Source organism: Streptococcus moroccensis, assembly GCF_030812835.1.
GTDB classification, from domain to species: Bacteria; Bacillota; Bacilli; order Lactobacillales; family Streptococcaceae; genus Streptococcus; species Streptococcus moroccensis.
The window spans coordinates 77,397-101,215 of the sequence record NZ_JAUSTM010000004.1 but is presented as its reverse complement, the minus strand read 5'-3'; the positions used below and the strand labels follow the sequence as shown (position 1 = coordinate 101,215).

At 42.0% G+C, this 23,819-nt stretch carries 23 protein-coding genes, 1 tRNA gene and 1 pseudogene; 18 read left to right on the top strand and 7 right to left on the bottom strand.

What is annotated here, in order from left to right; translation table 11 throughout:
- Positions 1-16: 16 nt before the first annotated feature.
- Complete coding sequence (locus J2S23_RS03025) at positions 17-490, top strand: MBL fold metallo-hydrolase (RefSeq protein WP_307121331.1); 474 nt, start codon at positions 17-19, stop codon at positions 488-490.
- 207 nt (positions 491-697) lie between these two features.
- Here the strand turns inward: J2S23_RS03025 and J2S23_RS11295 are convergent.
- From J2S23_RS11295 to J2S23_RS03005, 3 genes and pseudogenes are all read right to left on the bottom strand, one after another.
- Positions 698-1,169: pseudogene (locus tag J2S23_RS11295) on the bottom strand (DUF6161 domain-containing protein).
- A 318-nt stretch (positions 1,170-1,487) separates the two neighbouring features.
- Entirely contained in the window at positions 1,488-2,003 is a 516-nt protein-coding gene (locus J2S23_RS03010) for a hypothetical protein (RefSeq protein ID WP_307121292.1), read from the bottom strand.
- Positions 2,004-2,227: 224 nt separating this feature from the next.
- On the bottom strand, positions 2,228-3,268 hold the full coding sequence (locus tag J2S23_RS03005) for a hypothetical protein (protein ID WP_307121291.1): 1,041 nt from the start codon (positions 3,266-3,268) through the stop codon (positions 2,228-2,230).
- A gap of 131 nt (positions 3,269-3,399) precedes the next feature.
- On the opposite strand from J2S23_RS03005, the gene J2S23_RS03000 reads away from it, so the two are divergent.
- From J2S23_RS03000 to J2S23_RS02975, 6 genes are all read left to right on the top strand, one after another.
- The gene (locus J2S23_RS03000; RefSeq protein ID WP_307121290.1) at positions 3,400-3,660 is read left to right on the top strand and encodes a hypothetical protein; all 261 of its coding nucleotides are present in this window, start codon (positions 3,400-3,402) and stop codon (positions 3,658-3,660) included.
- A 10-nt stretch (positions 3,661-3,670) separates the two neighbouring features.
- On the top strand, positions 3,671-3,895 hold the full coding sequence (locus J2S23_RS02995) for a hypothetical protein (RefSeq protein ID WP_307121289.1): 225 nt from the start codon (positions 3,671-3,673) through the stop codon (positions 3,893-3,895).
- 158 nt (positions 3,896-4,053) lie between these two features.
- Positions 4,054-4,221, top strand: a complete 168-nt coding sequence (locus J2S23_RS02990; RefSeq protein WP_307121288.1) for a hypothetical protein — start codon at positions 4,054-4,056, stop codon at positions 4,219-4,221.
- 2 nt (positions 4,222-4,223) lie between these two features.
- A complete protein-coding gene (locus tag J2S23_RS02985; RefSeq protein ID WP_307121287.1) occupies positions 4,224-6,443 on the top strand; it encodes a type IV secretory system conjugative DNA transfer family protein in 2,220 nt (739 codons plus the stop codon).
- 94 nt (positions 6,444-6,537) lie between these two features.
- The gene (locus tag J2S23_RS02980) at positions 6,538-7,338 is read left to right on the top strand and encodes a replication-relaxation family protein (protein WP_307121286.1); all 801 of its coding nucleotides are present in this window, start codon (positions 6,538-6,540) and stop codon (positions 7,336-7,338) included.
- 207 nt (positions 7,339-7,545) lie between these two features.
- The gene (locus tag J2S23_RS02975) at positions 7,546-9,240 is read left to right on the top strand and encodes a recombinase family protein (protein WP_307121285.1); all 1,695 of its coding nucleotides are present in this window, start codon (positions 7,546-7,548) and stop codon (positions 9,238-9,240) included.
- Positions 9,241-9,309: 69 nt separating this feature from the next.
- Here the strand turns inward: J2S23_RS02975 and J2S23_RS02970 are convergent.
- Together J2S23_RS02970 and cls are read right to left on the bottom strand one after the other, a co-directional pair.
- Positions 9,310-9,392: transfer RNA gene (locus tag J2S23_RS02970), tRNA-Leu, on the bottom strand.
- Positions 9,393-9,521: 129 nt separating this feature from the next.
- The gene (gene cls / locus J2S23_RS02965; protein ID WP_307121284.1) at positions 9,522-11,069 is read right to left on the bottom strand and encodes a cardiolipin synthase; all 1,548 of its coding nucleotides are present in this window, start codon (positions 11,067-11,069) and stop codon (positions 9,522-9,524) included.
- A 452-nt stretch (positions 11,070-11,521) separates the two neighbouring features.
- Between cls and J2S23_RS02960 the strand changes: the two genes are divergently transcribed.
- The 11 genes from J2S23_RS02960 (at position 11,522) to J2S23_RS02910 (ending at position 21,556) form a co-directional block, all read left to right on the top strand.
- A complete protein-coding gene (locus J2S23_RS02960) occupies positions 11,522-13,105 on the top strand; it encodes a hypothetical protein (RefSeq protein WP_307121283.1) in 1,584 nt (527 codons plus the stop codon).
- A 176-nt stretch (positions 13,106-13,281) separates the two neighbouring features.
- A complete protein-coding gene (gene nrdD, locus J2S23_RS02955) occupies positions 13,282-15,456 on the top strand; it encodes an anaerobic ribonucleoside-triphosphate reductase (RefSeq protein ID WP_307121282.1) in 2,175 nt (724 codons plus the stop codon).
- A 64-nt stretch (positions 15,457-15,520) separates the two neighbouring features.
- Entirely contained in the window at positions 15,521-15,664 is a 144-nt protein-coding gene (locus J2S23_RS02950; protein WP_307121281.1) for a hypothetical protein, read from the top strand.
- 7 nt (positions 15,665-15,671) lie between these two features.
- Entirely contained in the window at positions 15,672-16,601 is a 930-nt protein-coding gene (locus J2S23_RS02945) for a Gfo/Idh/MocA family protein (RefSeq protein WP_307121280.1), read from the top strand.
- A gap of 13 nt (positions 16,602-16,614) precedes the next feature.
- Entirely contained in the window at positions 16,615-17,127 is a 513-nt protein-coding gene (locus tag J2S23_RS02940; protein WP_307121279.1) for a GNAT family N-acetyltransferase, read from the top strand.
- A 1-nt stretch (position 17,128) separates the two neighbouring features.
- Positions 17,129-17,638, top strand: coding sequence for a GNAT family N-acetyltransferase (locus J2S23_RS02935; protein WP_307121278.1), 510 nt, complete (start codon positions 17,129-17,131; stop codon positions 17,636-17,638).
- Positions 17,639-17,654: 16 nt separating this feature from the next.
- Positions 17,655-18,227, top strand: a complete 573-nt coding sequence (gene nrdG / locus J2S23_RS02930; protein WP_307121277.1) for an anaerobic ribonucleoside-triphosphate reductase activating protein — start codon at positions 17,655-17,657, stop codon at positions 18,225-18,227.
- A gap of 297 nt (positions 18,228-18,524) precedes the next feature.
- Positions 18,525-19,223 (top strand): 2,3,4,5-tetrahydropyridine-2,6-dicarboxylate N-acetyltransferase, encoded by a 699-nt coding sequence (gene dapD, locus J2S23_RS02925; protein WP_307121276.1) that lies wholly within the window; start codon positions 18,525-18,527, stop codon positions 19,221-19,223.
- Between the two features lies 1 nt (position 19,224).
- Complete coding sequence (locus tag J2S23_RS02920) at positions 19,225-20,355, top strand: N-acetyldiaminopimelate deacetylase (protein ID WP_307121275.1); 1,131 nt, start codon at positions 19,225-19,227, stop codon at positions 20,353-20,355.
- Positions 20,356-20,364: 9 nt separating this feature from the next.
- Positions 20,365-20,901, top strand: coding sequence for a 5-formyltetrahydrofolate cyclo-ligase (locus J2S23_RS02915; protein ID WP_307121274.1), 537 nt, complete (start codon positions 20,365-20,367; stop codon positions 20,899-20,901).
- Positions 20,882-21,556 carry a rhomboid family intramembrane serine protease gene (locus J2S23_RS02910; protein WP_307121273.1) on the top strand — a complete coding sequence of 225 codons (675 nt, stop codon included), beginning with the start codon at positions 20,882-20,884 and terminating at the stop codon, positions 21,554-21,556. The genes J2S23_RS02915 and J2S23_RS02910 overlap by 20 nt, the downstream gene beginning before the upstream one ends.
- Before the next feature lie 233 nt (positions 21,557-21,789).
- Here J2S23_RS02910 and galU read toward each other — a convergent pair whose 3' ends face one another.
- Both galU and J2S23_RS02900 read right to left on the bottom strand, forming a co-directional pair.
- Positions 21,790-22,707, bottom strand: a complete 918-nt coding sequence (galU, locus tag J2S23_RS02905) for a UTP--glucose-1-phosphate uridylyltransferase GalU (RefSeq protein ID WP_307121272.1) — start codon at positions 22,705-22,707, stop codon at positions 21,790-21,792.
- 6 nt (positions 22,708-22,713) lie between these two features.
- Positions 22,714-23,736 (bottom strand): NAD(P)H-dependent glycerol-3-phosphate dehydrogenase, encoded by a 1,023-nt coding sequence (locus J2S23_RS02900; protein WP_307121271.1) that lies wholly within the window; start codon positions 23,734-23,736, stop codon positions 22,714-22,716.
- Positions 23,737-23,819: the final 83 nt, after the last annotated feature.

Genomic DNA, 23,819 nt, shown 5'->3' with positions numbered 1-23,819 from the left:
TACGAGAACCTAACTCATCAAAGGAAAAGCGAAGTATCTGCTTTTTGATACCGATTGGGCAGGCACTTTGCCAGCCTTTTTCAAAGGTATAAAAGCTTTGGGTGTGACAGTTTCTGATATTTCCCATCTTATCATTAGCCACTATCATCCTGACCACATGGGGATTGCTCAAGATTTAGTTGACCTGGGGATTAGGCTAGTAGTGCTAGATAAACAAAAGGATTATTTGCATCAATCTGACGCTATCTTTGAAAAAGAGAAGAATCAGACTTTTAAGCCCATTGTTGATGAGCTTACCTTAGTTATTTCGATCAGAAATAGTAGAGACTTTTTGGCTGGTTTAGGGATAGATGGAGAGATTCTCTGGACACCTGGTCATACAAAAGACAGTATCTCCTTGGTCTTAGATAGTGGACACGCCTTTGTGGGGGACTTATATCCTCTGGATCAAGTCCCATTGTTCAAAGATGCGACGATTATCAAAAGTTGAGACATCTTATTATCTAAGGGCATCAAAGAAGTACACTATGCTCATCTTTTACCAACTAGCTTGTAAGGTTTGGAGCGAGATACTATTCTACGTGAAACACAAAAAACTCACCGTTAAAGGAAGTATGACACTCAGCAGTCTAAAAAATCTGAGTTCATACACCTTATTCAAACACATAAAAAGGATAGTTGTTGAATGACTATCCTTTTATTTTATACTCTTAGATAGTAGGGCTTTTATAGCGTCAGAATCATTAGATGTGTCTGTTTTAACTAACCCTGTCTCAACTCTACCGAATAAGGCATTTATAATAATTAGACGCTCTTCCTTATCAATACTATCCTCAGAATAGGTTAAAGCTTGATAGAAGCGAGTTAAGGCTGCTTTTTGTCTATATTCTGCTGCTATATGATGGTTAGACATAACAATTTTTATAATAACTCTAACTATATAGATAAAAAACGAAACTGCTGATACTAAAATAAACGATTCAGATATAAATGGAAAGTCTTTGCTTTCGGTAAAGATACTTTCAAAGACTGCTCCTTTTTCATAAAGCCGTCTATCTCTTTTCTTTCGTTCTTCCTGTTTCTGCTGACTGATGAGCTTTTTTTCTTTTGTTTTGTAACTGCTTAATTTCTTCTTCTGCCATTAAAATTTTTTCATCTATATTTTTCATTTTCTGTTTTCCTCCCTTTCAAATTCTAAGCAACAAAAAAACAGTAAACCTTTCGATCTACTGTTTCTCAAATCTATATTTCCTTATTTGAAGCTATTTTCTATCATTAGTTGCACTTGTCCTAATGGAATATTAAATATTATTCCATAAATAGACATTCCAAGTAATAATATTGCAATAAAAACACCTATGCCATAAAGACAGCCGTTGCTAACCTTAGCTTTCTTAACTTTTATATTTATAAAACTATATATTAGGAATACTGTAAGTATAAAAGCCAAAATATAATTTGGTAACATATTCATAATAAATTACCGTTTATTTACAAAATTTATTCCAAAAATCCACCCAGCTACCATGTACTTCTCTTTGGTCAATGTAGGTAAAAGTATCTTCGTCATACCAATCATGGTTAACTATATCCTCAATAGTCTCAGGAACAAAAAAGTTGAAAAATTCTTTCTTGAATGAACTTCCATACTGTAGATAATATGCACCTACCATCTTTGTAAAATTGGTTTTCTTTACATCTTGTGGTTTATACAAAAGTGCTTCTCCAACCTGATTTAAATCAGGGCTCACTTCAAGAAAGACTAAACTTAAATCATTTTCCTTATAGCCCAGTATAAAACTTCTGTACTTATAGGAAACAGTACGAAGTACTGCAAAATTTGCTCCGCCTATATCTTCTGAATAAGCGTAAACTATTTTATATTCCGAACCATTATCTACTTTATTATCAAAAATTTCTCTCATGCGATTTTTGTTTTCATCGCTTTTTGCTTTATCTAACTCAATCGTTTTCTTGCCTCCAAATAAACCAAACAGTCCCATTCTATCATCTCCTATCTTTTTTTAAATTTCTACTTAGTACTATAACATTTTTGCATGGTTTTATCAAGTAATTTTTTCTTTTACAACTCATAGTTTTACACATATCATCAAACGTATTAAGGGTTGCATAGAACTAGATATTGAAAAAATTGAAAATGTTAATACTATGGTTATTCTATTTACAATTATACCACATAACCATATTTAACTGAAATAGCCAAAATCTATTCTAACTCTTCCATTACATAAACACCAGCTATAACCCCAGACCCATCCAGTTCTTGCTTGAAATATTCTGCTAAATGCTGGAAGAATTCGTCGTTTGTTTCAATCTCCAATATCTCAATCAGAGCCTTGGCGGTTTCTGTAAAATGAAAAGCGCTATATTCGAAAGTTATTCGTTTGTCCAATTCAGTTGTGAAAGTCAGAACAAGATTGTCATTCTGAAAGCCAGACAATACGCCTTTTTTGACAACTATCTCATGTCTGCCACCGCCATCAATTAAGCCATATTCTTTCAATCTTGAAATATCCATTCCAGAAACGCCATATTTTTCGAACAAATCCACAAAATCGGCGTGAGAAATCAAGTAATAATCTAAAACATAACCCCCAGATAATTCATCATAGGATTCATCATAAAACAGAAACGGCGCAACTTTCTGAAACAGTTTAATTTCATCTTTAGATAATCGATTGAGATTTTGCTTAACCCGCTTCGAATAACCATCAGCTTTCGAAATCAACTCTTCTAGCGGAGAAGAAAGAATATCTGTTTCTTGACTGAAATCTGGAAAAATATAATCTTGGTCTTTGTTATGCTGGCAAGCTAAAGCATAATATAAGCACTCGGCTAAAAACAGATACGGTCTATCTGCATGATTGAGCTGAAAAGACCGCTTCAAGCCAAGTAAGACTGTCTTGGGTATGTTCTGAGATTCTTCGAGGGCTTCGAAAAAATCTTCCAGCGTTCCAGCCAGACAAAACTTATTTTCTCTATAATTGGTATTTATAAGGCGCTTTTCAGCTTCAAAAATATATCTTGAAAAGCCTTTTTCTGTTATCTCATCTTGGACGACCGCATAAAGTGTTCGTCCTTTATTTTGTCCGCTAAAGTATTTATTAAAATCCGTTTCGGATATGTAGGCTCGAGCGTCTTCATTAAGGATACTTGTCAAGCCTACACTAGCTTTCTTGCGGTCAGACCAGACGGCTTTATTGGAATGCTTCAGGACGATAGAGAATAAGGTTGGAATGGTAAACATAGGAACACCTTTCGAACTGGCAAGATTTTGGCACTGGTTTTGGCAACTTTTGGCTTTATTGATTTTCTATAATAGAGCCATAAGTTAGCTACCTTATACCTCAATTATACCAAAAACAAAGGAGAATCCTCATGACTCAACTGCCACAACTCAACACCAATACCACTTTAGCGCAAATCGCAAGCCCTCATCAGTTGCGAGTGGCGCGTGAACTCGCCAAAGCGATGTCTACTAACCAAGCTCGCGAACTTCTGGCGACAGACTTGATGTATAAAGTGGGCAATCTGTCGCTTATTCAAGAAGAAATCTTGAAAAACAATCCTGAAGCTCAAGTTTATACAGACTATATCTTGCGTGCCTTTACTCACTATGCTTCCGAACACTTACGCTAGGAGGTAGGTTATGGATAATCAAGAAATGAGCGGATTGCTATTGCTTTTCAGTATCTTTGGAATTGCCTGGTGTATTCATTATCTACTTAAAAAGACCAATAAAACAGAGAAAGAGCAAGCGTCAGGCTATACCGATGAAGAAATCGCTCTGGCAGAATTTCTGGAAAAGAAGCAAGCTATCAATGACCTTTACCTACAAGTCCATAAGGAATTGTTACAACATTTAAGAAGATAACAGCTCACTTGGACTAGACAAAAGGACAAAATATGATGAAATAAACTACTGTTAATCTGCTTCAAATCTATTCCAATCGCTCTAAAAGTTGATATAGACGAAATTTAACTTTTCGCCGTCTTTCTTGTATAACTGAAATCAGAAAGGAGACCAGCCAGATGAAGAAACTCATTCCATATATTCTAGGCTTTCTAGTTTGTGCTTGGGCAGTGAATCAAGCGGTCAAGCTCATCATGGAAGTCTGGCATATTCTAGCGCTAGGTGGAGGACTACTCTTTATCGGCTGGTTAGCCTTTCAAGTTATTAACCGTAAAGATTGGAGGTAAAGATGAAACGTTCATTCGAAGAATTATCCTGGAATGAATGGACTTGGCAACGCCCATTCTCTGAAGATGATGTTAAGGGTTTGCTTGGTCAGCTAGTTGGCTTGACTCGTAGAAAAAGCCTAGTCTTTGAAGTGCGAATGAAAAGAAATCAAGTGCGGTATCTCTTAGGGACAGAAGACCAAGACAAACGCCACATTCACCAGTTAATTCAATCGCATAGACAGATTCAGTTTTCCAAAGCTCCTAAACGGAATAAGTTGGCAGTTGCTCGCTTAGTTCAAATCAAGCAATCCCACTATGCCCTTAAAACAGATTCCTTAGAAACTATGCTTCGTTCTAGTCTGGCAATCTCTAAAGTGCTTCAACCAGATGAAGAAATAGCGATTCAAGTGATTGTCGGCGCAGGTTCACCACCGAGACCCCAACCCAAAGAGTTACCCAATCTATCTGCTCGCTGGTATCAAGTGATTACCAATAATATTCCTGAACTCTCGGAAAATTCCAAGAAGCTGATGCGCCAAAAATTGAATCAATCAACGTTTAAGTGTGAGATTCGTGTTGGGGTTCATTCTCGCAGTATCTTGCGGACAAAGGAGTTTTTCTCAAGTCTGCTTAGTAGTTTTAGACTACTCGAAACCAGTGCCACGATTAACTTCAAGCCAATGTCTGCCCACAAGTTCAATTCAGCGATACCGTCTTGGTCCTACCCATATAGTCTAGCTACGTCAGACCTTGCGTGTTTTCTACTTCTGCCTAGCGGTGAAGAAAATATAGACGGCGTGCCAAATGTTCACCCAAAACTTATCGCACCACCACTTGGTTATAATCTACATCACAACAAGGCAAGAAGTTTTGCTTCAACTATTGAGAGTGAAGCTAGACCGATTCAGATTTCGAGCCAATCCGCCAAGAAACACGTCTTCTTTCTCGGAAGCACAGGCACAGGTAAAACTACCGCTATGAGTCACTTGATTTTGTCAGATATTAAGTCAAGAAATCATAGCGTGGTGGTGATTGACGCTAAAGGTCAATTAACTCATGAGATTTTGGAACGGACACCAAAAGAACACGATGATGACATCGTAGTTATTTCGCCGACTGCTAAGAGAATTGTTGGAATCAATCCTTTTGAGCTAACAAAACATGGCGTTGAGCCAGAAGTTATTGCAGATTATCTACTGGAACTCTTTAAAGGCTTGTATCCAGACCATTTCGGGATTTATTCACTAGATATTCTATCACACGCTTTCTTGACCTTAGCACGGATTCCCCATACCTCTTTGGTTATGCTTCCGCATTTATTAACCAATAAGCAGTTTAGGAACAAGCTCTTAAAGAATCTCAAAGACCCAATCGGTCTGGAAAGCTTCTGGAATTGGTTTGAACTGTTAAGCGAAGCCCAACGCCACCAGATCTTAAACCCCATCTTGAACAAGTTTCGCCAGCTCTTGCTTCGCCCACAACTTCGCTCAATGCTTGGGCGGACTACCCCTAGTTTTAGCTTAGCAGAAATCTTTCAAAGCCGAAAAATTGTGCTAGTGCCATTAAACAAGGCTGTTATTGGTTCAGAATCCGCTAAACTCATCGGTAGTCTTATTACTTCTATGTTGTGGATGTTAATTTTGCGCCAATCCTCAGTTGAACCTAGTAAAAGACAGTCTGCTTTCGTCTACATAGATGAAACACCAAGTTTTCTTGGAATCCCTAACGCCAACTTGGACGAAGCACTGTCACAATCTCGCCAGTTTAATGTCGGCTGGAATATAGGTTTCCAACATTTAGCCCAGATGTCGCCAAGTCTAAAAGCAGGTATTGAATCCAACGTTGCCAACAAAATTGTCTTTGGCTTGAACTTAGATGAAGCAAGAAGCATGGCAAAATACACACTAGAAGTTAGTAAAGAAGATTTTTACAGTCTACCTCCATTTTGGGCATATATCCGCACAGAGATTTCACCCAACACCTACCGCTGGATTATCAGCAAGACCTATCCGCCTAGTCCAAAATTGCGAGATAGTCGTGCGCCGTATCTTTCTAGCCTTACCAGATATGGGCAGAATATAGCAGATATTGAAGCAGACTTTCAAAGCTATACCTACGAGAAACCAACACTTGAAACGAGTCAAGACAGTCTCAATTTAGAAGATTTGGGACGAAAAAAGCGTTCCAATCGGTCTTCTAGTCGGGGAGATGAAGAAAATCTACCTAACACTGGTAAATAACGTTTTTAGGGGTTAACCGTCACATGACTTACTCCGTAACTAACCCCATATTACAAGACAAACCACCACTAACTATTCAAGGAGAACGAAACAGATGAAATGGAATCAATTCACAGATAAAGATATTCAAATCCTATACTTTCTCAATCAAGCTAGATATGCCACCACCAGCCAACTCGCCAGACTCTTTTACTCAGATAGTGACAAACCAGAAACAGCCGTTCGCCGTGCCAACTTTACAACACAAAGACTATTAAAGGCTGGTCTGGTTTCGCACCTCAAACGTCGAATCGGGGGTGTGCGTAAAGGCTCAGCTTCCTATGTTTGGCAAATTACCTTTCAAGGTTTGAAACTGTTAAAAAGCCAAGATGACAGTATTAGTTTGCGCTATAAAAACCAATATGAGCCAAGTCAAGGTCATGTCGAACATACCTTGGCGATTACGGAGATTTTCGTGGAAACGCTGGAAACTGTCCGCAGTTCTAACAAATTAACACTCGAAACCTTTTCCTTTGAACCCAATTCATGGCGAAGCTACCAAAAACTTTCTGGTGTAGGTATGACTCTAAAGCCAGATGCTTATCTAGAACTCATTAACCACGAATACGAAGACCACTATTTTTTAGAAATAGACCGTAGCACGGAAAGCCTGTCTCGAATCGTGAACACTTGTAAAAAGTATATCGAATATTACCGCTCTGGAATTGAGCAACGCCAAAAAGAAGTCTTTCCTTACGTGCTTTGGATTGTGCCAGATGACAAACGCAAATTAGCTATTTCTAAAGCTATTCAAAAAGAGCTTTATAACTTTTGGGAGTTGTTCACCGTGATTACTCTGGATGACTACCAAAACTATATCAAAGGAGGGATTGATGAACTTGAAAAATCAAGATAAAGACTCCATAACCAGCTCGCACACCAAGTACGAAAAGAAGCAAATCGGTCGAACTACTTACTTTATCTGCCACTATTTTACTGGAAATCGTCCGCTTGAAAATGTCTTAGAAAGGCTGATTTTAAGCGATAAATCACTACTTTAACAGTAGTAAAAATGGTATAATAGAAGTATAAGGTGTGTGAACTCCAAAAGGAGAAAAAACACATGAATAGAACTTTGACAATTCCATATTACCAACAAGTAGATACTTCCAAACTGTCGGATATTACGGTTGTTTATTGTCGTTTGAGTCAAGATGACGGACTGGACGGAGACAGTAATTCTATTATCAATCAGAAGAATATTCTTTTTGAAGTGGTAATCAGAGAAAAACTGCCAAATCCCGTCCTTTTCGTTGATGATGGTTTTAGCGGAACGAATTTTGACCGACCAGCTATTTCAGAAGCGTTACGGCTTGTAGAAAATGGACAAGTTTCAAACTTCATTGTTAAGGATTTAAGCCGTTTAGGGCGGTCTTATATCAAGGTTGGGCAACTAACGGAAATTACTTTTCCAAGTTTTGATGTCCGCTTTATCGCCCTTAATGACGGCATAGATTCAAACAAGCCAAATGAAACCAACTCCATTTTCTTGCCAATCAAGAGCCTCATGGACGAGATGTATGCAGCGGACACTAGCAAGAAAATTCGAGCGGTTATTCAAGCTAAAGCACGAGCTGGCGAACGTGTAACGGTTAATCCGCCTTACGGTTACTTGAAAGACCCAGACAACCCAAAAAACTGGATAATTGACCCAGTCGCCAGCGAAGTTGTGAAACGGATTTTTCAAGAGGCGAAAAGCGGTAAATCAGCCAATGAAATTGGTAAGTTGCTTGAAACTGAACATATCGAAAAACCAGATGTTTATAGAATCAAGAATGGCAGGAAGCCACTTTCTGGAGTGAAAAATTCTAACTATTCGCCTTATTACTGGAGTCGTGAAACAATCACAAGGCTATTAGGACGCGAAGAATATCTCGGACATACGGTCAATCTTCGGAAACGCTCAAAGTCTTATAAAGACAAGCGCAAGTTGGAAAATCCAAAAGAAAACTGGTTGATTTTCGAGAATACGCATGAAGCGATTATAGACCAAGAAACTTTCGATATTGTCCAGAAAATGCGAAGCCACAAGCGTTCGAACCAGCGGTATAAAAATCGAGTTGGTCATGAAAATCTATTTGCGGGACTGGTCTTTTGTGGAACTTGTGGGCGGAAACACTACTTTTGTCCGCAAGAGAAAAATGGATTAAATCACGACCATTACAAATGTTCTGGCTACCGCAAGCCGATTGATGGGTGTGAGAATCCCCATTATATTCAAAAATCTGCCTTGATTGAGATTGTAAGTGATAAATTGCGCCAAACTATTCGAGAGATTAACTTGAATAAGGAAGATTTTCTAAAGAGTCTAGAAAAGCAAAGCCACGCGCAATTTTCAAAAGATAACAAACGCCAGCACCAACAACTCCAAAAAGAAGAGCACCGTTCAGTAGAAATTGACCGAATTATTCAGAAACTCTACGAAGACAATCTACTTGGAAAAATTTCAGATGAACGCTTTGTGAAGTTAAGCCAGACTTATGAAGAGGAACAGAAGCAACTTCAAACTTCCATTTCTAACTTAACCGAAAAACTTGCCAAACAACAAGAAGACAGCCTTAACATCTCCAAGTTTATGGCAAGAATTTCAAAATATACAGAACTTCCAGAGTTAACCGTTGAAATGGTAAATGAACTGATTGACAAGATTGTAATTCACAAGCCAACTGGCACGAAACGCAACCGAATTATTCAGATAGACATTTATTACAATTTCATTGGAAAACTAAACATTGAAAAAGCGAGTCAGGCGGACTGACTCGCTACTATTAACCCCTAATAACTAAACTGCTTTGTGTCAGCTCGGCTAAGGGCGAGTTTTTTTAAATGCGGAGGAAGGGATTTGAACCCTCACACCCGTGCGGGCACATGCGCCTGAAGCATGCGTGTCTGCCGTTCCACCACCTCCGCAAAATCTATTCCTATCATACACGAATTAAAGAAAAAAAACAAGTTTTGAAGGCAAAACAGTAGCTAAACTTTTTCTCTGTAGAGATTTAGCTACTGTTTTTTTATGACATTTTTAGGAGTGATTGTGTTTTAGAGCATTGGGGCAAAGACTTCGACCAGGGCTTTAATGAGCTTGTGTCTTAGGCTAATTTTCAGGGTGTCATCGTGAATTTCTTGTGACAAAGCGAGGCTTTCAAGGAAGTCCTGTTTGCTATCCGCAATAATCGGAGAATTATGGATAAACACAGCATTTTCATAGTGATGAACCAGACTACGGTAATCCAAGTTAATGGTGCCGATAACGGCATAGATGTCGTCAACGACAAAGTTCTTGCTGTGGATAAAACCGGGCGTGTATTCAAAAATACGAACACCAGCATCGCGTAGTTCCTGATAAGCAGAGCGGTTGATGATTTGAATCAGTGCCTTATCTGCGATGAAAGGCATGAGAATAATGACTTCTACCCCACGGAGCGCAGCATTTTTCAAATCCTCTGTCAAATCGTAATCGATAATCAAGTAAGGGGTGGTGATGTAGACATAATGTTGGGCTTGCTTGAGAAGATTTAAGTAGACAATCTTACCAACATAGCGCTGATAAATAGGCTTAGGTCCAGACCCGTATGGCACATAGAGGCCACCGTCAGCCACCACGGGCTGGGTAAAGCTCTGATAGTGGTTAAAATCTGACACTTCAATGCTATTGATATCCCAATTGAGCAGGAAGAGTTTGGTTAAGGCTTGAACAGCCATGCCTTCAAGCCGCATGCCCCCATCTTTCCAGTGGCCAAAGCGTTCCTTAATATTGACATACTCATCAGCCAGATTGATACCACCAGTATAGCCAATTTGGCCATCGATGACTGTGATTTTACGGTGGCTGCGGTTATTATAAACCACGGAAGCCTTAGGTGTTAGACGGTTAAAAGGCGTTGCATTAATCCCAAGCTCTTTTAACTGTATGTCGTAGTCATTAGGAAGGGTAACCATACAGCCAATGTCGTCATACATGAAGCGAACCTCAACGCCCTCTTTGGCTTTTTGAACTAGGATGTCAAGAATACTGTCCCACATTTCCCCAAGTTCAACGATATAATACTCCATAAAGATAAAATGCTTGGCTTGACGCAAATCATCAAGCATATCAACCCACATCTCTTCCCCTAGAGCATAGTAGCGAGACTGAGTATCCGTATAGGGCTGGGCAGTAGGATCAACCATCATCAAGCCATGCAAATGATTATAGGTGGTCGGATCTGAGAGGTGCATGTTTTGCATCAGAGGGTGTTCTCCTGGGAGGAGGACGTGCCTGAGGGCCCGTTTTTCAATTTTTTGGTAATGCTTGCGCTCCACTTTTGAGATGCGGCGCTCAAAGAACATGACATAGAAGATGCTGCCTACACCGGGCAACATAAAGACAATAATCAACCAAGCCACCTTATTTTCAGGCGCCGTTTTTCGATTGATAATCGATAAGATAGAGCCTAGGTAGACTAGCATGAGAAGAATCCATAAGAAAGGCGCCTTGTCTGCTAGAAAGACAAAGAATAAAATGAGAGCCAAGATTTCAATAATAATGGCCAAGGCACAAAATAAATAAAAACCAAAACGCGATAAAAATGTATAGAGTTTTTCCATAGCATGATTATAGCAGAATTTAATAAGATTTAAAAGCCTTTACGAATAGATAAATAGGAAGCCAAGTCCCGTCAAAAATGCTGAAACAGGATAAAAGAGACGACTCGTCTGAAGCGTCCAGTAGTTTCGCTCTTTTTCAATCTTTATGGCTTGTTCAATTTCAATATAGAGTATGAAGGGATGTCAACAGTCGTATACCCGTATAACATGGCTCATAGTCAGAAATCTATAAAGCCGTTGAGGGTCATCAGTGAGAGAGATTAAAAAAGAGAGATGATGGAAGAGAAAAAGTATGATCAGGAGTTTTGGAAAGGAAGCTTTCATAGCTTTCGAGAGATAGAGCAATATGCTAAATCACTATCTCTGACAGATCTATTTCAAGGTCAGGAAGTGCATGACAGTAAACAGACTTTCTGATATACTATGAGTTAGGTTCTGAAAAGGAGTTAACTATGAGTGAGTATAGTCGTATGGAAAACCTCTACCCGAGAGGAAAACATACTAAGAGAAGTCGGATTAGAAGTGGGGGCAGCCAAGGAGAATGGCAAGAGCATGACACGTCAGCACCTCGTTTATCCTTAAGAGAAAGACGGGCGCACCTTCCTTGGGGATTGATTATAGGGTTGAGTGGCTTGTTGGCTGTTTTTAGTGTTGCCAATCCTCTCCTTATGCGCTTTGCAGATAGCTTGCAATCTCAAACCTTATATATCGGTTCTGCTATGATGGCAGGCCATGTTCCATATATGGATTTTTATGGGACAAGTGGTCTTGTTTATTATCTGTTAGCAATGGCTGGAAGCTTATTAGGGACACCGTGGATCTTAATGGCCATTCAATTCGGCCTAACAGTTTGGTCAGGGGCCACTTTTTACCGTATCATTTGGCAAGTAACCTATCATGAGAAGATTAGTCGTCAGTTGCTCTTAGCCTTTTATTTAGGCGTGGCCTGCCTCGGTTGGGGAGGAATCTATGCTTCCTTGTTTGCCCTCCCATTTCTTTTAAATGGCCTGTTCTTTGTCTTACGATACCTAGCTGATGACACACGTGATGAAGGCTTCATTCTGTACGGCATTAATGGAGCACTTGTGTTCTTAATCGACCCTAAGAGCAGCCTCTTTTGGTTAGTCAGTCTCGTCTTTTTAACGATTGTTAATTGGCGTTGGAACCGAAAAGCCAGAGGGGTATACCAATTCCTTGCAACGATCCTTGGCTTTCTTCTCATTGTCTATACGATTGGTTATTACACGATTTTGTATCAAAATGTTGGAGCAGCCATAGAGCAGACCTTTCTTTACCCATTGACAACTTTGGGACTGAGCCTGGGCACGAACACGATGCCATTGATGATAGGAGCAGGCCTGCTTTTGGTGACAGGCCTTCTCACCAGTTTGGTCTATGGCCTAATGGCTTGTATCAGTTCTCGTAAAAAGGAATTACCATTGCTGTTGTATAGTTCATTTCTTGCAACATTGGCAATAGCTATTTTAGAGTCTCCTTTTTCGGTATCGAATTTGATCCCTTTGGTGCCTTTTGGGGTATTGCTAACAGGACTATATATGGCGGAAACCATTCAGACACAGCTTTCGGATGATGGTGAACCGTTAGCCGTAACAGAACCTAAATCTTACCTTGTCTTAAATGGCTTTCTTCCTATAATAGCAGTTGCTTATATCATAGCTTATCCCATTTGGATGTGGTTTAGTCAAGAAAGTATCCAAGCAGAGCGAACTGTTGTAGCAGAATACATTTCTCAAGAAAGCGAAGTGACTGATAGTATTTATGCCTGGGATAATAGCGCCATGGTTTATGTGGAGAGTGATCGCTGGTCATCCGCAAGTTACATTACACCAGATACTTATTTGGTGAATGAGGATAAATGGGCTGATCTTAATCTCGCCCTTGGTTACGATAAGGCGCACTTTGTTGTTATTAATCAAAACCAGCCCATGCTAGATTCCTTTGCTTCACACTTGGCTGCTTCTTACGAAGAGATTGACTTAAATCTGGATCATTTCAAGCTTTATCAGCTAAAATAAAAATATCAATATCTTGTGTTTTATTAGAAAAAAATTTTTTTCTTTACACAAGATATTGTTTTTTTGTTGGTTTAGTGCTACAATAGATGGCAGATATTATCAAAACCTTTTTGAACATGGAAGAAACACATCTAATTTTTTTCAGGACTAAAAAGGGTAGGAAAGAGGCACGTAAAATGAGTGAAGTAAGAAGTCTTTTTGTTTTGAAACGGGACGGTAGAAGGGTTCCTTTTGACAAAGATAAGATTTATCAGGCGCTCGTTAAAGCTGCTTTGGCTATTGGTGAGATGAGCCCTCTTTTGGAGCAAGAAATCGGCCAAATTACAGATCAAGTAGTGGCAGAGATTTTTAGTCGTTTTCAGACAGATGTTAAGATTTATGAGATTCAGGCTATTGTAGAACATGAGCTCTTGGAAAACAAGGCATATCAATTAGCCGATGCCTATATTACTTATCGTAAAGAACGTGATTTTGCGCGCGCTCAGGCAACAGACATTAATTTTTCCATTGACAAGCTCATTCAAAAAGACCAATCGGTCGTCAATGAAAATGCCAACAAGGACAGTAACGTCTTTAATACCCAGCGGGATTTAACCGCAGGGATTGTTGGCAAATCCATCGGTCTCAAGATGCTACCTCAGCATGTGGCCAATGCCCACCAAAAAGGGGATATTCACTACCATGATTTGGATTATAGCCCCTATACCCCGATGACCAACTGCTGTTTGATTGACTTTGAAGGCATGCTGAGAGATGGCTTCAAGATTGGCAATGCGGATGTAGAATCCCCTAAATCCATTCAAACAGCGACAGCTCAGATTTCTCAAATCATTGCCAATGTGGCCTCTAGCCAGTACGGAGGTTGTTCGGCAGACCGTATTGATGAAACACTAGCACCTTACGCGGCAAAAAACTATGAAAAGTACCTCAAGGATGCGGAGAACTGGGTTCTACCTGACAAGCGAGAAGCCTATGCCAAGGAAAAAACCATTAAGGATATCTATGATGCCATGCAGTCCTTGGAGTATGAAATCAATACCCTTTTTACTTCTAATGGACAAACCCCCTTTACGTCTCTGGGCTTTGGTCTAGGGGAATCTTGGTTGGCCAGAGAAATCCAAAAAGCCATCCTCAACATTCGCATCAAGGGACTTGGTGCGGAAGAGCGGACAGCTATTTTTCCGAAGCTAATCTTTACCGTTAAGCGCGGACTCAATTTGGAGCCTGATTCCCCTAACTATGACATCAAACAGCTAGCCATTGCCTGTGCAACCAAGCGCATGTACCCTGACATGCTCAGCTATGATAAGATTGTGGAATTAACAGGTTCTTTCAAGGTACCAATGGGGTGTCGGTCCTTCTTGCAGGGTTGGAAGGATGAGAATGGTGTGGAGGTCAATTCAGGTCGGATGAACCTCGGTGTGGTGACGGTTAACCTACCACGGATTGCTATGGAGTCTACTGGGGACAAAGATAAATTTTGGCAACTCTTTGCAGAGCGGATGGATATCCTTCATGATGCTTTGGTTTATCGCGTTGAGCGCGTTAAGGAAGCGACGCCTGCTAATGCACCTATCCTTTATCAGTATGGCGCCTTTGGTCAACGCCTCAATAAGGATGAGGCTGTGGATGAGGTCTTTAAAAACCGCCGAGCTACTGTTTCAATGGGCTATATCGGCCTCTATGAAGTTGCTTCCGTCTTTTATGGTGGCGACTGGGAAACCAATCCGGAAGCGAAAGAATTTACCATTGATATTATCCGTGAAATGAAGCGTCTGGCAGAAGAGTGGTCAGATCGCTATGGCTATCATTTCTCGGTTTATTCGACACCGTCTGAAAGTTTGACCGACCGTTTTTGCCGTCTCGACACGGAAAAATTTGGCATTGTCGAAAACATCACGGACAAGGAATACTACACCAATTCCTTCCATTACGATGTGCGCAAGAACCCGACACCTTTTGAAAAATTGGATTTCGAAAAGATTTACCCAGAAGTCGGCGCTAGTGGAGGCTTTATCCACTACTGCGAGTACCCTGTTCTTCAGCAGAACCCTAAAGCCCTTGAGGCAGTTTGGGATTATGCTTACGATCGGGTAGGCTATCTAGGGACCAATACCCCGATTGACAAATGCTACGCGTGTCAGTTTGAGGGTGACTTTACACCAACCGAGCGAGGCTTTACCTGCCCTAACTGTGGCAATCACGACCCTAGAACAGTTGATGTTGTCAAACGAACTTGTGGCTATTTAGGCAACCCGCAGGCCAGACCGATGGTCAATGGCCGACACAAAGAGATTTCAGCGCGTGTCAAACACATGAACGGCTCAACCATTAAGACACCAGGGTACTAATATGGTAAAATAGAGCCTTAAAACAGCATGAAAGGGAGCATAAAGGCTCAAAAGGATAGATAACATGGGAAAATACCAATTAGATTATAAAGGCATGAAACAGGTCGAGCGTTTCCACGAGAAACACTCAAAAGGTGTTAAGGGAGAGGCTTCAAAAGCCCAAGACCTCAAGGCTCAGTTCGCTCAAAAATTAGCCAAGAAGAAATGAGGCCTCTATGCTCAAAATAGGATTAGTCGGTCTGGGCAGTATTGCCCAAAAAGCATATTTGCCCTACCTCCGTCAGCTCACTGACGTCGAGTGGCATATCTGTACGCGAAATGCAGAGATTAAAGATCAGGTGGTCAGTCTGTTTGCTCAGGTTAAATCCTATGCTACCATCAAAGATCTTGTAGCAGCTGATCTTGATGGGGTCATGATCCATGCTGCGACTCACATCCATGTGGAAATTGCCAGCCAATTTTTGACGGCTGGCATCCCTGTCTATATGGATAAACCCTTGGCTGAGAGTTATGCAGATGCTAAGCATCTCTATGACTTGGCGGAGGAACACGAAACCTTCTTGATGACAGGCTTTAACCGTCGCTTTGCGCCTAGAGTGACGGAGCTCAAAACTGTTTCAAACAAGACCAAGATTTTTGTCGAGAAAAACGATGTTAACCGCCCAGGCGATCTGCAGTTTAAGCTCTTTGATTTCTTTATCCATCCGCTGGATACGGCACTTTATCTTTTAGATGATGAACCGGTCTCTGGACAGTTTCATTACCACAAGGATGGGGATTTTCTGAGTCAAATCAGCATCGTGCTTCATAGCGCTTCAACGACGGTCATGGTTGGAATGAACCTACAATCGGGCTCGCGCAAGGAAGTCATGGAAGTGCAGTCTCCAGAAGGGAGCTACCACCTTCAAGACCTGACAGATTTAACGGTTCATCAAGAAAGTGACCAATTCCTCAAAGGATTTGGCTCATGGGCAAGAACTCTTGAAAAACGTGGCTTTGAAGGCATTGTCGACGCCTTTTTGGCAGCTATCAAAACAGGTGACAATCCTGTCTCGCCAACCTCAAGTCTTTTGAGCCACTGGATTTGTGACCAAATCAACTGTTCCGAAACGACAAGTGGAACGCTCGATGTCACCCTACCGTAGTAAGGAGAATGCGATGCAATTACGTCGACCAGGAAAAGAAGACCAAGCCGCTATCGAGGAGATGATGGCTGAATTTATCGAGACAGGCTCTGCCGCGGACGGTGGTTTCTGGAATCCTGAGAACTTTCACTACGATGACTGGCTCCAACATAATGCGGACGCGGAAATGGGCATTAATGTTCCTGAGACGTTTGTGCCTGCAATCCAATTTGTCTCCTTTGAGGATTCTGGACGGGCTCTAGGCTTTCTTCACCTCCGCCTGCGGCTCAATGACTCTCTGCTCCAAAAAGGTGGGCATATCGGCTATTCCATCAGACCGAGCGAGCGGGGCAAGGGATACGCTAAGGAACAGCTGCGCTTAGGGCTCTTAGAATGCCCCAAGAAGAATATTCAAAAAGCCCTGATTACCTGCTCGGAGACCAATCCAGCCAGCCGGGCCACCATAGTGGCCAACGGCGGTGTGCTAGAAGATGTCCGAGAAGGAACAGAGCGGTATTGGGTAAGCACTGAGCTTTTGGAGGATTAACATGGAATTACGTCAGCCAAGACTAGAAGACAAGTCAGCTTTTTTGGGAATGCTCTTGAAGTTTCAGGCTGATGGGACCCGGATCAGCGGAGCCTCAACGATTTGGGGAGCGGCAGAAAACAACTATGACCAGTTTATCGCTTTACTTAACAGTCAGGAATCTGAAGATGCCATCCAATGTGGCATGGGTCCCTTTAAGGTTTTTTTCTCCTGGGAAAAGCAAGAGTTAATCGGTATTTTAGCACTTAGAACAACAGAAACGGAAGCTGTACTAACAGAGCATGGGCATATTGGCTACTCTATCCGACCAGCTAAGCGCCGTCAGGGCTTGGCTAAGAAACAACTCTATTTAGGACTTTTAAAAGCCAAAGAAGAAGGTTTTGAGCGTGTCTTAATGACATGTCTCAAAGAGAATGAAGCCAGCAGACGGACCATTATTGCTAATGGTGGTCAGTACGAGAAAACGCAAGGTCCCTATGAGTTTTATTGGATAGACCTAGCGACGATATAATGAAAAGGAGGCTTGTATGAACAATCCAGAACCTCAGGAATGGAAGGCTGAGGAACTCAGTCAGGGAAGGATTATCGATTACAAGGCCTTTAACTTTGTGGATGGTGAGGGTGTCCGTTGCAGCCTCTATGTCAGCGGTTGTCTCTTTCACTGCGAGGGTTGCTACAATGTGGCGACTTGGAGCTTCAAGGCAGGTATCCCTTACACAGCAGAGCTGGAGGAGCAAATCATGGCTGACTTGGCTCAGCCCTATGTCCAAGGCTTAACTCTCTTGGGGGGAGAACCCTTTTTGAACACAGGGATTTTGCTACCCTTGGTTAAACGGATTCGAAGAGAATTGCCAGACAAGGACATCTGGTCTTGGACAGGCTATACCTGGGAAGAGCTGATGCTGGAAACAGAGGACAAGTTGGAATTGCTGGGGCTGATTGACATTCTTGTTGATGGTCGCTTTGACCGGACTAAGAAAAACCTCATGCTCCAATTTCGGGGCTCCTCTAATCAACGCATTATTGATGTTCCTAAAAGCCTAGCAAGTGGGACAGTTGTTATCTGGGATAAGCTTCATGACGGACCTGAAGCAGGATAGTAGAAGTCAGTTCATTAAAAAGGACGAGAACGAATCGCTCCAAAGGAGACGCTTTTGGTTCTCGTTTTTTGTATGCTCAAAAGGCTATTCCTCGATGGTTAAATTCGAAGTAATTAGGATAGTTTTAGCTCCAACGCTACCAAAAGGACAGGTGCATGACGACTTCTTGACTATTTTTCTCTTATCTGGTTATCTGGACCATCACTTACCTATATAACATGCTGTCTTTTTTGAAAGATAGGCAATTTTCTGATATAATGATATGAAAATTTAGAAAATTAAGGGGAATCTTATCCTATGTCAGCAACGAAAATGTCAGCGCAAGAAATTATCGCATTTATTGGTAATGCCGTAAAAAAAACCACTGTTAAAGTTACTTTTGAAGGAGACCTTTCTGGGCAGGTGCCAGATAATGTGGTAAAACTTGGAAATGTCCTATTTGGAGATTGGAGTGCTATCGCGCCTTTATTATCAACAATGACAGAAAATGTGGATTATATCGTTGAACAAGATGGTCGCAACTCTGCTGTACCGCTGTTAGATAAACGGGAAATTAATGCTCGAATCGAACCTGGTGCCATTATCCGTGATCAGGTGGCTATCGGGGACAATGCTGTGATTATGATGGGTGCTGTTATTAATATCGGTGCAGAGATCGGAGCAGGGACCATGATTGATATGGGGGCTATCTTAGGTGGACGTGCCACTGTGGGTCAGAATAGTCATATCGGTGCTGGGGCAGTCTTGGCAGGTGTTATCGAACCTGCTTCAGCTCAGCCTGTTCGTGTCGGAGACAATGTTCTTGTCGGTGCTAATGCGGTGGTGATCGAAGGTGTCCAAATCGGGAATGGCTCTGTTGTTGCAGCAGGAGCTATTGTCACACAGGATGTTCCTGAAAATGTAGTAGTAGCCGGTGTTCCTGCGCGAGTGATTAAAGAAATCGATGCTCAAACCCAACAAAAAACAGCGTTAGAAGAAGCGCTTCGGAATCTCTAATATGGTATTTAATCTCATTCAAACCCGACGCGACCTGCACCAAATTCCTGAAATAGGCCTTGAAGAATATAAGACGCAGGCCTATCTTCTGGCTAAACTGGAAGACCTTTTGGCTGGGTGCGACTTTTCGACGGTAACAACTTGGCAGACGGGTATTATCGTCCATTTAGCTGGCTATGCTCCGGAAAAAACAATTGGCTGGCGAACCGATATTGATGGTCTTCCTGTTAATGAAGCGACAGGCCTCGATTTTCCGAGTCAACATCAAGGACGGATGCATGCCTGTGGCCACGATGTTCACATGACCATTGCTCTGGGATTGATTCATGAAATAATCAAGCGACAGCCAAAACATAACCTTGTCGTTCTCTTTCAACCTGCTGAAGAAAATTTAGCAGGTGGCAAGCTGATGTTTGAAGCAGGAGCTCTTGATGATTGCATGCCTGACGAGTTCTACGCTCTGCATGTCAGACCAGATTTGAAGGTGGGGGATATCGCAACCAACACCAGTACCTTGTTTGCAGGAACCTGTGAAGTCAAAATGACCTTCACAGGCCAGGGAGGACATGCAGCCTTTCCACATACAGCTAAGGACGCCTTAGTGGCAGCGAGTTATTTTATTACTCAAGTGCAATCGGTCGTCAGTCGCAGCGTTGATCCTATCGAAGGGGCTGTTGTGACCTTTGGCAGCTTTCATGCTGGAACGACCAACAATGTTATTGCTGAAACAGCACACCTCCATGGCACCATTCGAAGTTTGACCTTAGACATGAGTCGCCATGTCCAGGAGCGAGTGCGGGCAGTGGCTGAAGGCGTCGCAGCAAGTTTTGACATGTCTGTTAATGTTGAGTTAATTGAAGCTGGTTATTTACCGGTGGAAAACCAGCCAGACTTAGCTACCAATTTGATGGCTTTCTATGAAGCTGACAAGGAGGTTAATCTAATTGACATCGCTCCAGCCATGACTGGGGAAGATTTCGGTTACTTACTGAGTAAAGTTCCTGGTGTGATGTTCTGGCTAGGTGTTGATACGCCTTACCCCCTTCACCATCCTATGATGAGTCCCAAAGAGGAAGCAATTCCCTTTGGAGTTGAGAAGGTTAGCCAGTTCTTAAACAGCCGTCTGAATTAAGGAGTATGCATGAAAAGTCGACTCCGTCAGGAAGCTTTAACCAAACTAAAAGCCTTATCCCCTGACGAAAAAGTGATTAAGGATCAACAACTAGCAAAAGCTTTTTTGGCTAGTTCAGTCTATCAACAGAGCCAAAATCTGGCTCTCTTTTTAGCCATGCCTTTTGAGATTGATACGGATAAAATCATCGAGCAAGCCCTAAAAGATGGGAAACAAGTGCTAGTGCCTAAAACCTTTGGCCAGGGAAAAATGATTTTTGTGGTTTACAATCCTAATCAGCTAACCCTCTCCTCTTTTGGGGTGCGCGAGCCACTGAGTGAGACAGCATTTCCAAAGCATGCCATTGATTTGATTCTAGTGCCTGGTCTTGTTTGGAATGAGGAAGGCTATCGGATTGGTTTTGGGGGAGGCTATTATGACCGTTATCTAGCTGATTTTAAAGGGCAAACAGTCAGTCTATGCTATGCCTTTCAATTACAGGCATTTGAGGCAGAGTCCCACGACCTGCCAGTACAGGAGGTTATTTATGAATTGGACATTTGCTAAACGGTACCCGGTGACGACAGCGATATTGGGGCTAACTTGGATTATTTTTCTGACCATGCAACTGTTACGATTCGGGTCGGCTACGACTGCCCAAACGATTTTTGAATTTGGTGGCATGTACGGACGGGCGATCGAGCAAGACCCTAGTCAACTATGGCGCTTGATAACACCTATTTTTGTCCATATCGGGTGGCAGCATATCCTCCTTAACAGCCTGTCTATTTATTTTTTAGGGCAACAGTTAGAAGGGTTATTTGGGTCTCTCAAGTTTTCTCTATTTTACCTCTTGTCTGGTATTATGGGCAATGCTTTAGGTCTATTCCTGACACCTGATACGGTCTCAGCAGGAGCGTCTACCTCTATATTCGGCCTTTTTGCTTCGCTTGCCATGCTCCGCTATGTAGCTCGTAGTCCCTATATTAGAGTTCTAGGTCAAAATTATATGGGGCTCCTCCTTATCAACCTTGTTTTTGGTTTGTTAACGCCTGGTGTCGGAAATGCCGGCCACATTGGTGGAGCAATTGGTGGAGCTCTTTGCGCTGTGTTTATTCCGATTAGGGGGGAAGAAGGAATTTTCTCCTCAGGAAAGCGCCATCTAGCCTTAGTAACCTATGTGATTCTGGTTATTGGGATGGTTGCCATCAGAATCCTGTAAGGAGAACGGGACAATCTAAAGAAAAAGCTAATCGGTTAGTTTCTTTACTATAATTTGACGAAAACAAAACCTCTTAGAAAGGTCTAAAGGTGAGACCATTTCTAAGAGGTTTTTAGATACAGTAAATGTAACTTTATGAAAAATGAAATTGAGACGAGGCGACTCAGATAGAACGGATGACTATCAAATCACGTTTAAGCATGTCTAGGTTTTTTTCAAAGCTATAAGTCGTCTTAATCTTCAGCTAGATGATCACCTGAGCTGTTTTCTAAGGCCTTCCCTAGCTGAATAATGTAATCACGGAGGTCATCTTTGACTTGGGGATGGTTAAGTCCATATTCGATGGAGGTTTTCATGTAACCATATTTGTCACCAACGTCATAGCGATTTCCTTTGAACTCACGGGCAAACACACGTTGTGTCTTGTTAAGGGTGTCAATGGCATCTGTTAATTGGATTTCATTGCCAGCTCCGGGTTCTTGAGTTTCTAAAATAGTAAAAATTTCAGGGGTTAAGAGGTAACGGCCAATGATAGCCAAATCAGAAGGTGCCTTTTCTGGAGCGGGTTTTTCGACAAATGTTTCCACAGAATAAAGGCCGTTATGCCCTTCACCGATTGGAGCGATGACACCGTAGGCAGATACTTCCTCATGAGGAACTTCCATGACAGCAATGGTTGAAGCATGAGTGGCCTCAAAATCTTCGATCAACTGCTTGGTTAAGAGTTCCCCTTCACCATTGATATTCATTAAATCATCACCTAGCATGACGACAAAGGGCTCATTCCCAACAAAGGCTTTAGCCTGAAGCACTGCATCTCCTAATCCACGCGGATGGCTTTGCCGGATAAAGTGGAGATTAATGGCAGTGGTCTCATCAACGAGTTTGAGCAGTTCCGTTTTCCCCTTTTGTTCCAAATTGTATTCTAATTCAAAATTGGAGTCAAAATGGTCCTCGATAGAGCGTTTGGATTTACCAGTGACAACTAAAATATCTTCAATTCCAGATTTCAGGGCTTCTTCGACGATAAATTGAATCGTTGGTTTATCAACGATAGGCAACATTTCCTTAGCCAGTGCCTTAGTGGCAGGAAGGAAACGGGTTCCTAGGCCAGCTGCAGGAATAACGGCTTTTCTAACTTTCTTTTCCATATCTATCTAATCCTTTTCCCATTCATTCTCGTGACGAAGCTCTCCAGTCATGGTAGAGAGAATGGCTTCTTTGGTGTCTTTGCCTTCATAAATGACGCTGTAGATAGCTTGAGTGATCGGCATGTAGACGTCTAATTCCTGGGCTAGTTCGTAGGCAACCTTGGTTGTTGAAATCCCTTCAATGACCATGCCCATATTCGCTTCGATATCTTCTAACTTTTCACCGCGTCCAAGCGCATCACCAGCCCGCCAGTTACGGGAGTGAACCGATGTTCCTGTTACAATCAGGTCACCGACTCCTGACAGGCCACTGTAGGTTAAGGGATTTGCGCCCATCTTAACACCCAACCGAGTAATTTCTGCTAACCCACGGGCAATGATAGCAGCCTTAGCGTTATCGCCATAGCCCATGCCATGAAGGGCACCAGCTCCAACCGCAATAATGTTTTTAAGGGCACCAGCTGTCTCCACTCCAATTACATCCGTATTGGTATAAAGACGGAAGTAGCGGTTACTGAAAAGCCCTTGAACGTATTTAGCGGCAGCTTCGTCTTTAGAAGCGGCAGTGATGAGGGTCAAATCTCGAACAATCGTTTCCTCTGCGTGACTAGGTCCAGAAACAACGACAATCTCACTTCTGAGGTTTTCTGGGATTTCCTCTTCAAGAATGGTCGAGAGGCGTTCATGTGTGCCAGGCTCTAGTCCTTTTGAAGCATGCATGACAATGACCTTGTGTTTCAGGGTTTGAGCGACCTGTTTTGCCACTAAGCGTGTTACCTTAGTTGGGACAACAAAGAGGACCGCATCAACACCATCGAGGGCTTCTTCTAAATCAGTTGTGGCCTTGATCGCATCATCTAAAACAATATCCTTGAAATAACGGGTATTGGTATGGCGATGGTTGATTTCCTCGATCTGCTCAGGAATATTTCCCCAAAGACAGACCTCGTGACCATTATCATTGAGGACCTGCGAAAGGGCCGTTCCCCAAGAACCTGGGCCCAAAATGGCAATCCTTTGTTTTTCCATGTTAACTCCTTAAAAGCTATTTTTTCTATTATATCATAAGCCCTCTTTTTTTCCTTTTTTGGACCTATCGTATTCTTTTTTGC

Excerpts from the sequence above, each read along its gene's own strand:
- J2S23_RS03000 (WP_307121290.1), top strand. The coding sequence starts at position 3,400 with ATGACTCAACTGCCACAACTCAACACCAATACCACTTTAGCGCAAATC.
- J2S23_RS03005 (WP_307121291.1), bottom strand. The coding sequence starts at position 3,268 with ATGTTTACCATTCCAACCTTATTCTCTATCGTCCTGAAGCATTCCAAT.
- J2S23_RS02980 (WP_307121286.1), top strand. The coding sequence starts at position 6,538 with ATGAAATGGAATCAATTCACAGATAAAGATATTCAAATCCTATACTTT.
- J2S23_RS02985 (WP_307121287.1), top strand. The coding sequence starts at position 4,224 with ATGAAACGTTCATTCGAAGAATTATCCTGGAATGAATGGACTTGGCAA.
- J2S23_RS02960 (WP_307121283.1), top strand. The coding sequence starts at position 11,522 with ATGAGTGAGTATAGTCGTATGGAAAACCTCTACCCGAGAGGAAAACAT.
- J2S23_RS02940 (WP_307121279.1), top strand. The coding sequence starts at position 16,615 with ATGCAATTACGTCGACCAGGAAAAGAAGACCAAGCCGCTATCGAGGAG.
- cls (WP_307121284.1), bottom strand. The coding sequence starts at position 11,069 with ATGGAAAAACTCTATACATTTTTATCGCGTTTTGGTTTTTATTTATTT.
- J2S23_RS02900 (WP_307121271.1), bottom strand. The coding sequence starts at position 23,736 with ATGGAAAAACAAAGGATTGCCATTTTGGGCCCAGGTTCTTGGGGAACG.
- J2S23_RS02990 (WP_307121288.1), top strand. The coding sequence starts at position 4,054 with ATGAAGAAACTCATTCCATATATTCTAGGCTTTCTAGTTTGTGCTTGG.
- galU (WP_307121272.1), bottom strand. The coding sequence starts at position 22,707 with ATGGAAAAGAAAGTTAGAAAAGCCGTTATTCCTGCAGCTGGCCTAGGA.
- J2S23_RS02950 (WP_307121281.1), top strand. The coding sequence starts at position 15,521 with ATGGGAAAATACCAATTAGATTATAAAGGCATGAAACAGGTCGAGCGT.
- J2S23_RS02910 (WP_307121273.1), top strand. The coding sequence starts at position 20,882 with ATGAATTGGACATTTGCTAAACGGTACCCGGTGACGACAGCGATATTG.
- dapD (WP_307121276.1), top strand. The coding sequence starts at position 18,525 with ATGTCAGCAACGAAAATGTCAGCGCAAGAAATTATCGCATTTATTGGT.
- J2S23_RS02995 (WP_307121289.1), top strand. The coding sequence starts at position 3,671 with ATGGATAATCAAGAAATGAGCGGATTGCTATTGCTTTTCAGTATCTTT.
- J2S23_RS02975 (WP_307121285.1), top strand. The coding sequence starts at position 7,546 with ATGAATAGAACTTTGACAATTCCATATTACCAACAAGTAGATACTTCC.
- J2S23_RS02945 (WP_307121280.1), top strand. The coding sequence starts at position 15,672 with ATGCTCAAAATAGGATTAGTCGGTCTGGGCAGTATTGCCCAAAAAGCA.
- nrdG (WP_307121277.1), top strand. The coding sequence starts at position 17,655 with ATGAACAATCCAGAACCTCAGGAATGGAAGGCTGAGGAACTCAGTCAG.
- J2S23_RS02920 (WP_307121275.1), top strand. The coding sequence starts at position 19,225 with ATGGTATTTAATCTCATTCAAACCCGACGCGACCTGCACCAAATTCCT.
- nrdD (WP_307121282.1), top strand. The coding sequence starts at position 13,282 with ATGAGTGAAGTAAGAAGTCTTTTTGTTTTGAAACGGGACGGTAGAAGG.
- J2S23_RS02935 (WP_307121278.1), top strand. The coding sequence starts at position 17,129 with ATGGAATTACGTCAGCCAAGACTAGAAGACAAGTCAGCTTTTTTGGGA.
- J2S23_RS02915 (WP_307121274.1), top strand. The coding sequence starts at position 20,365 with ATGAAAAGTCGACTCCGTCAGGAAGCTTTAACCAAACTAAAAGCCTTA.
- J2S23_RS03010 (WP_307121292.1), bottom strand. The coding sequence starts at position 2,003 with ATGGGACTGTTTGGTTTATTTGGAGGCAAGAAAACGATTGAGTTAGAT.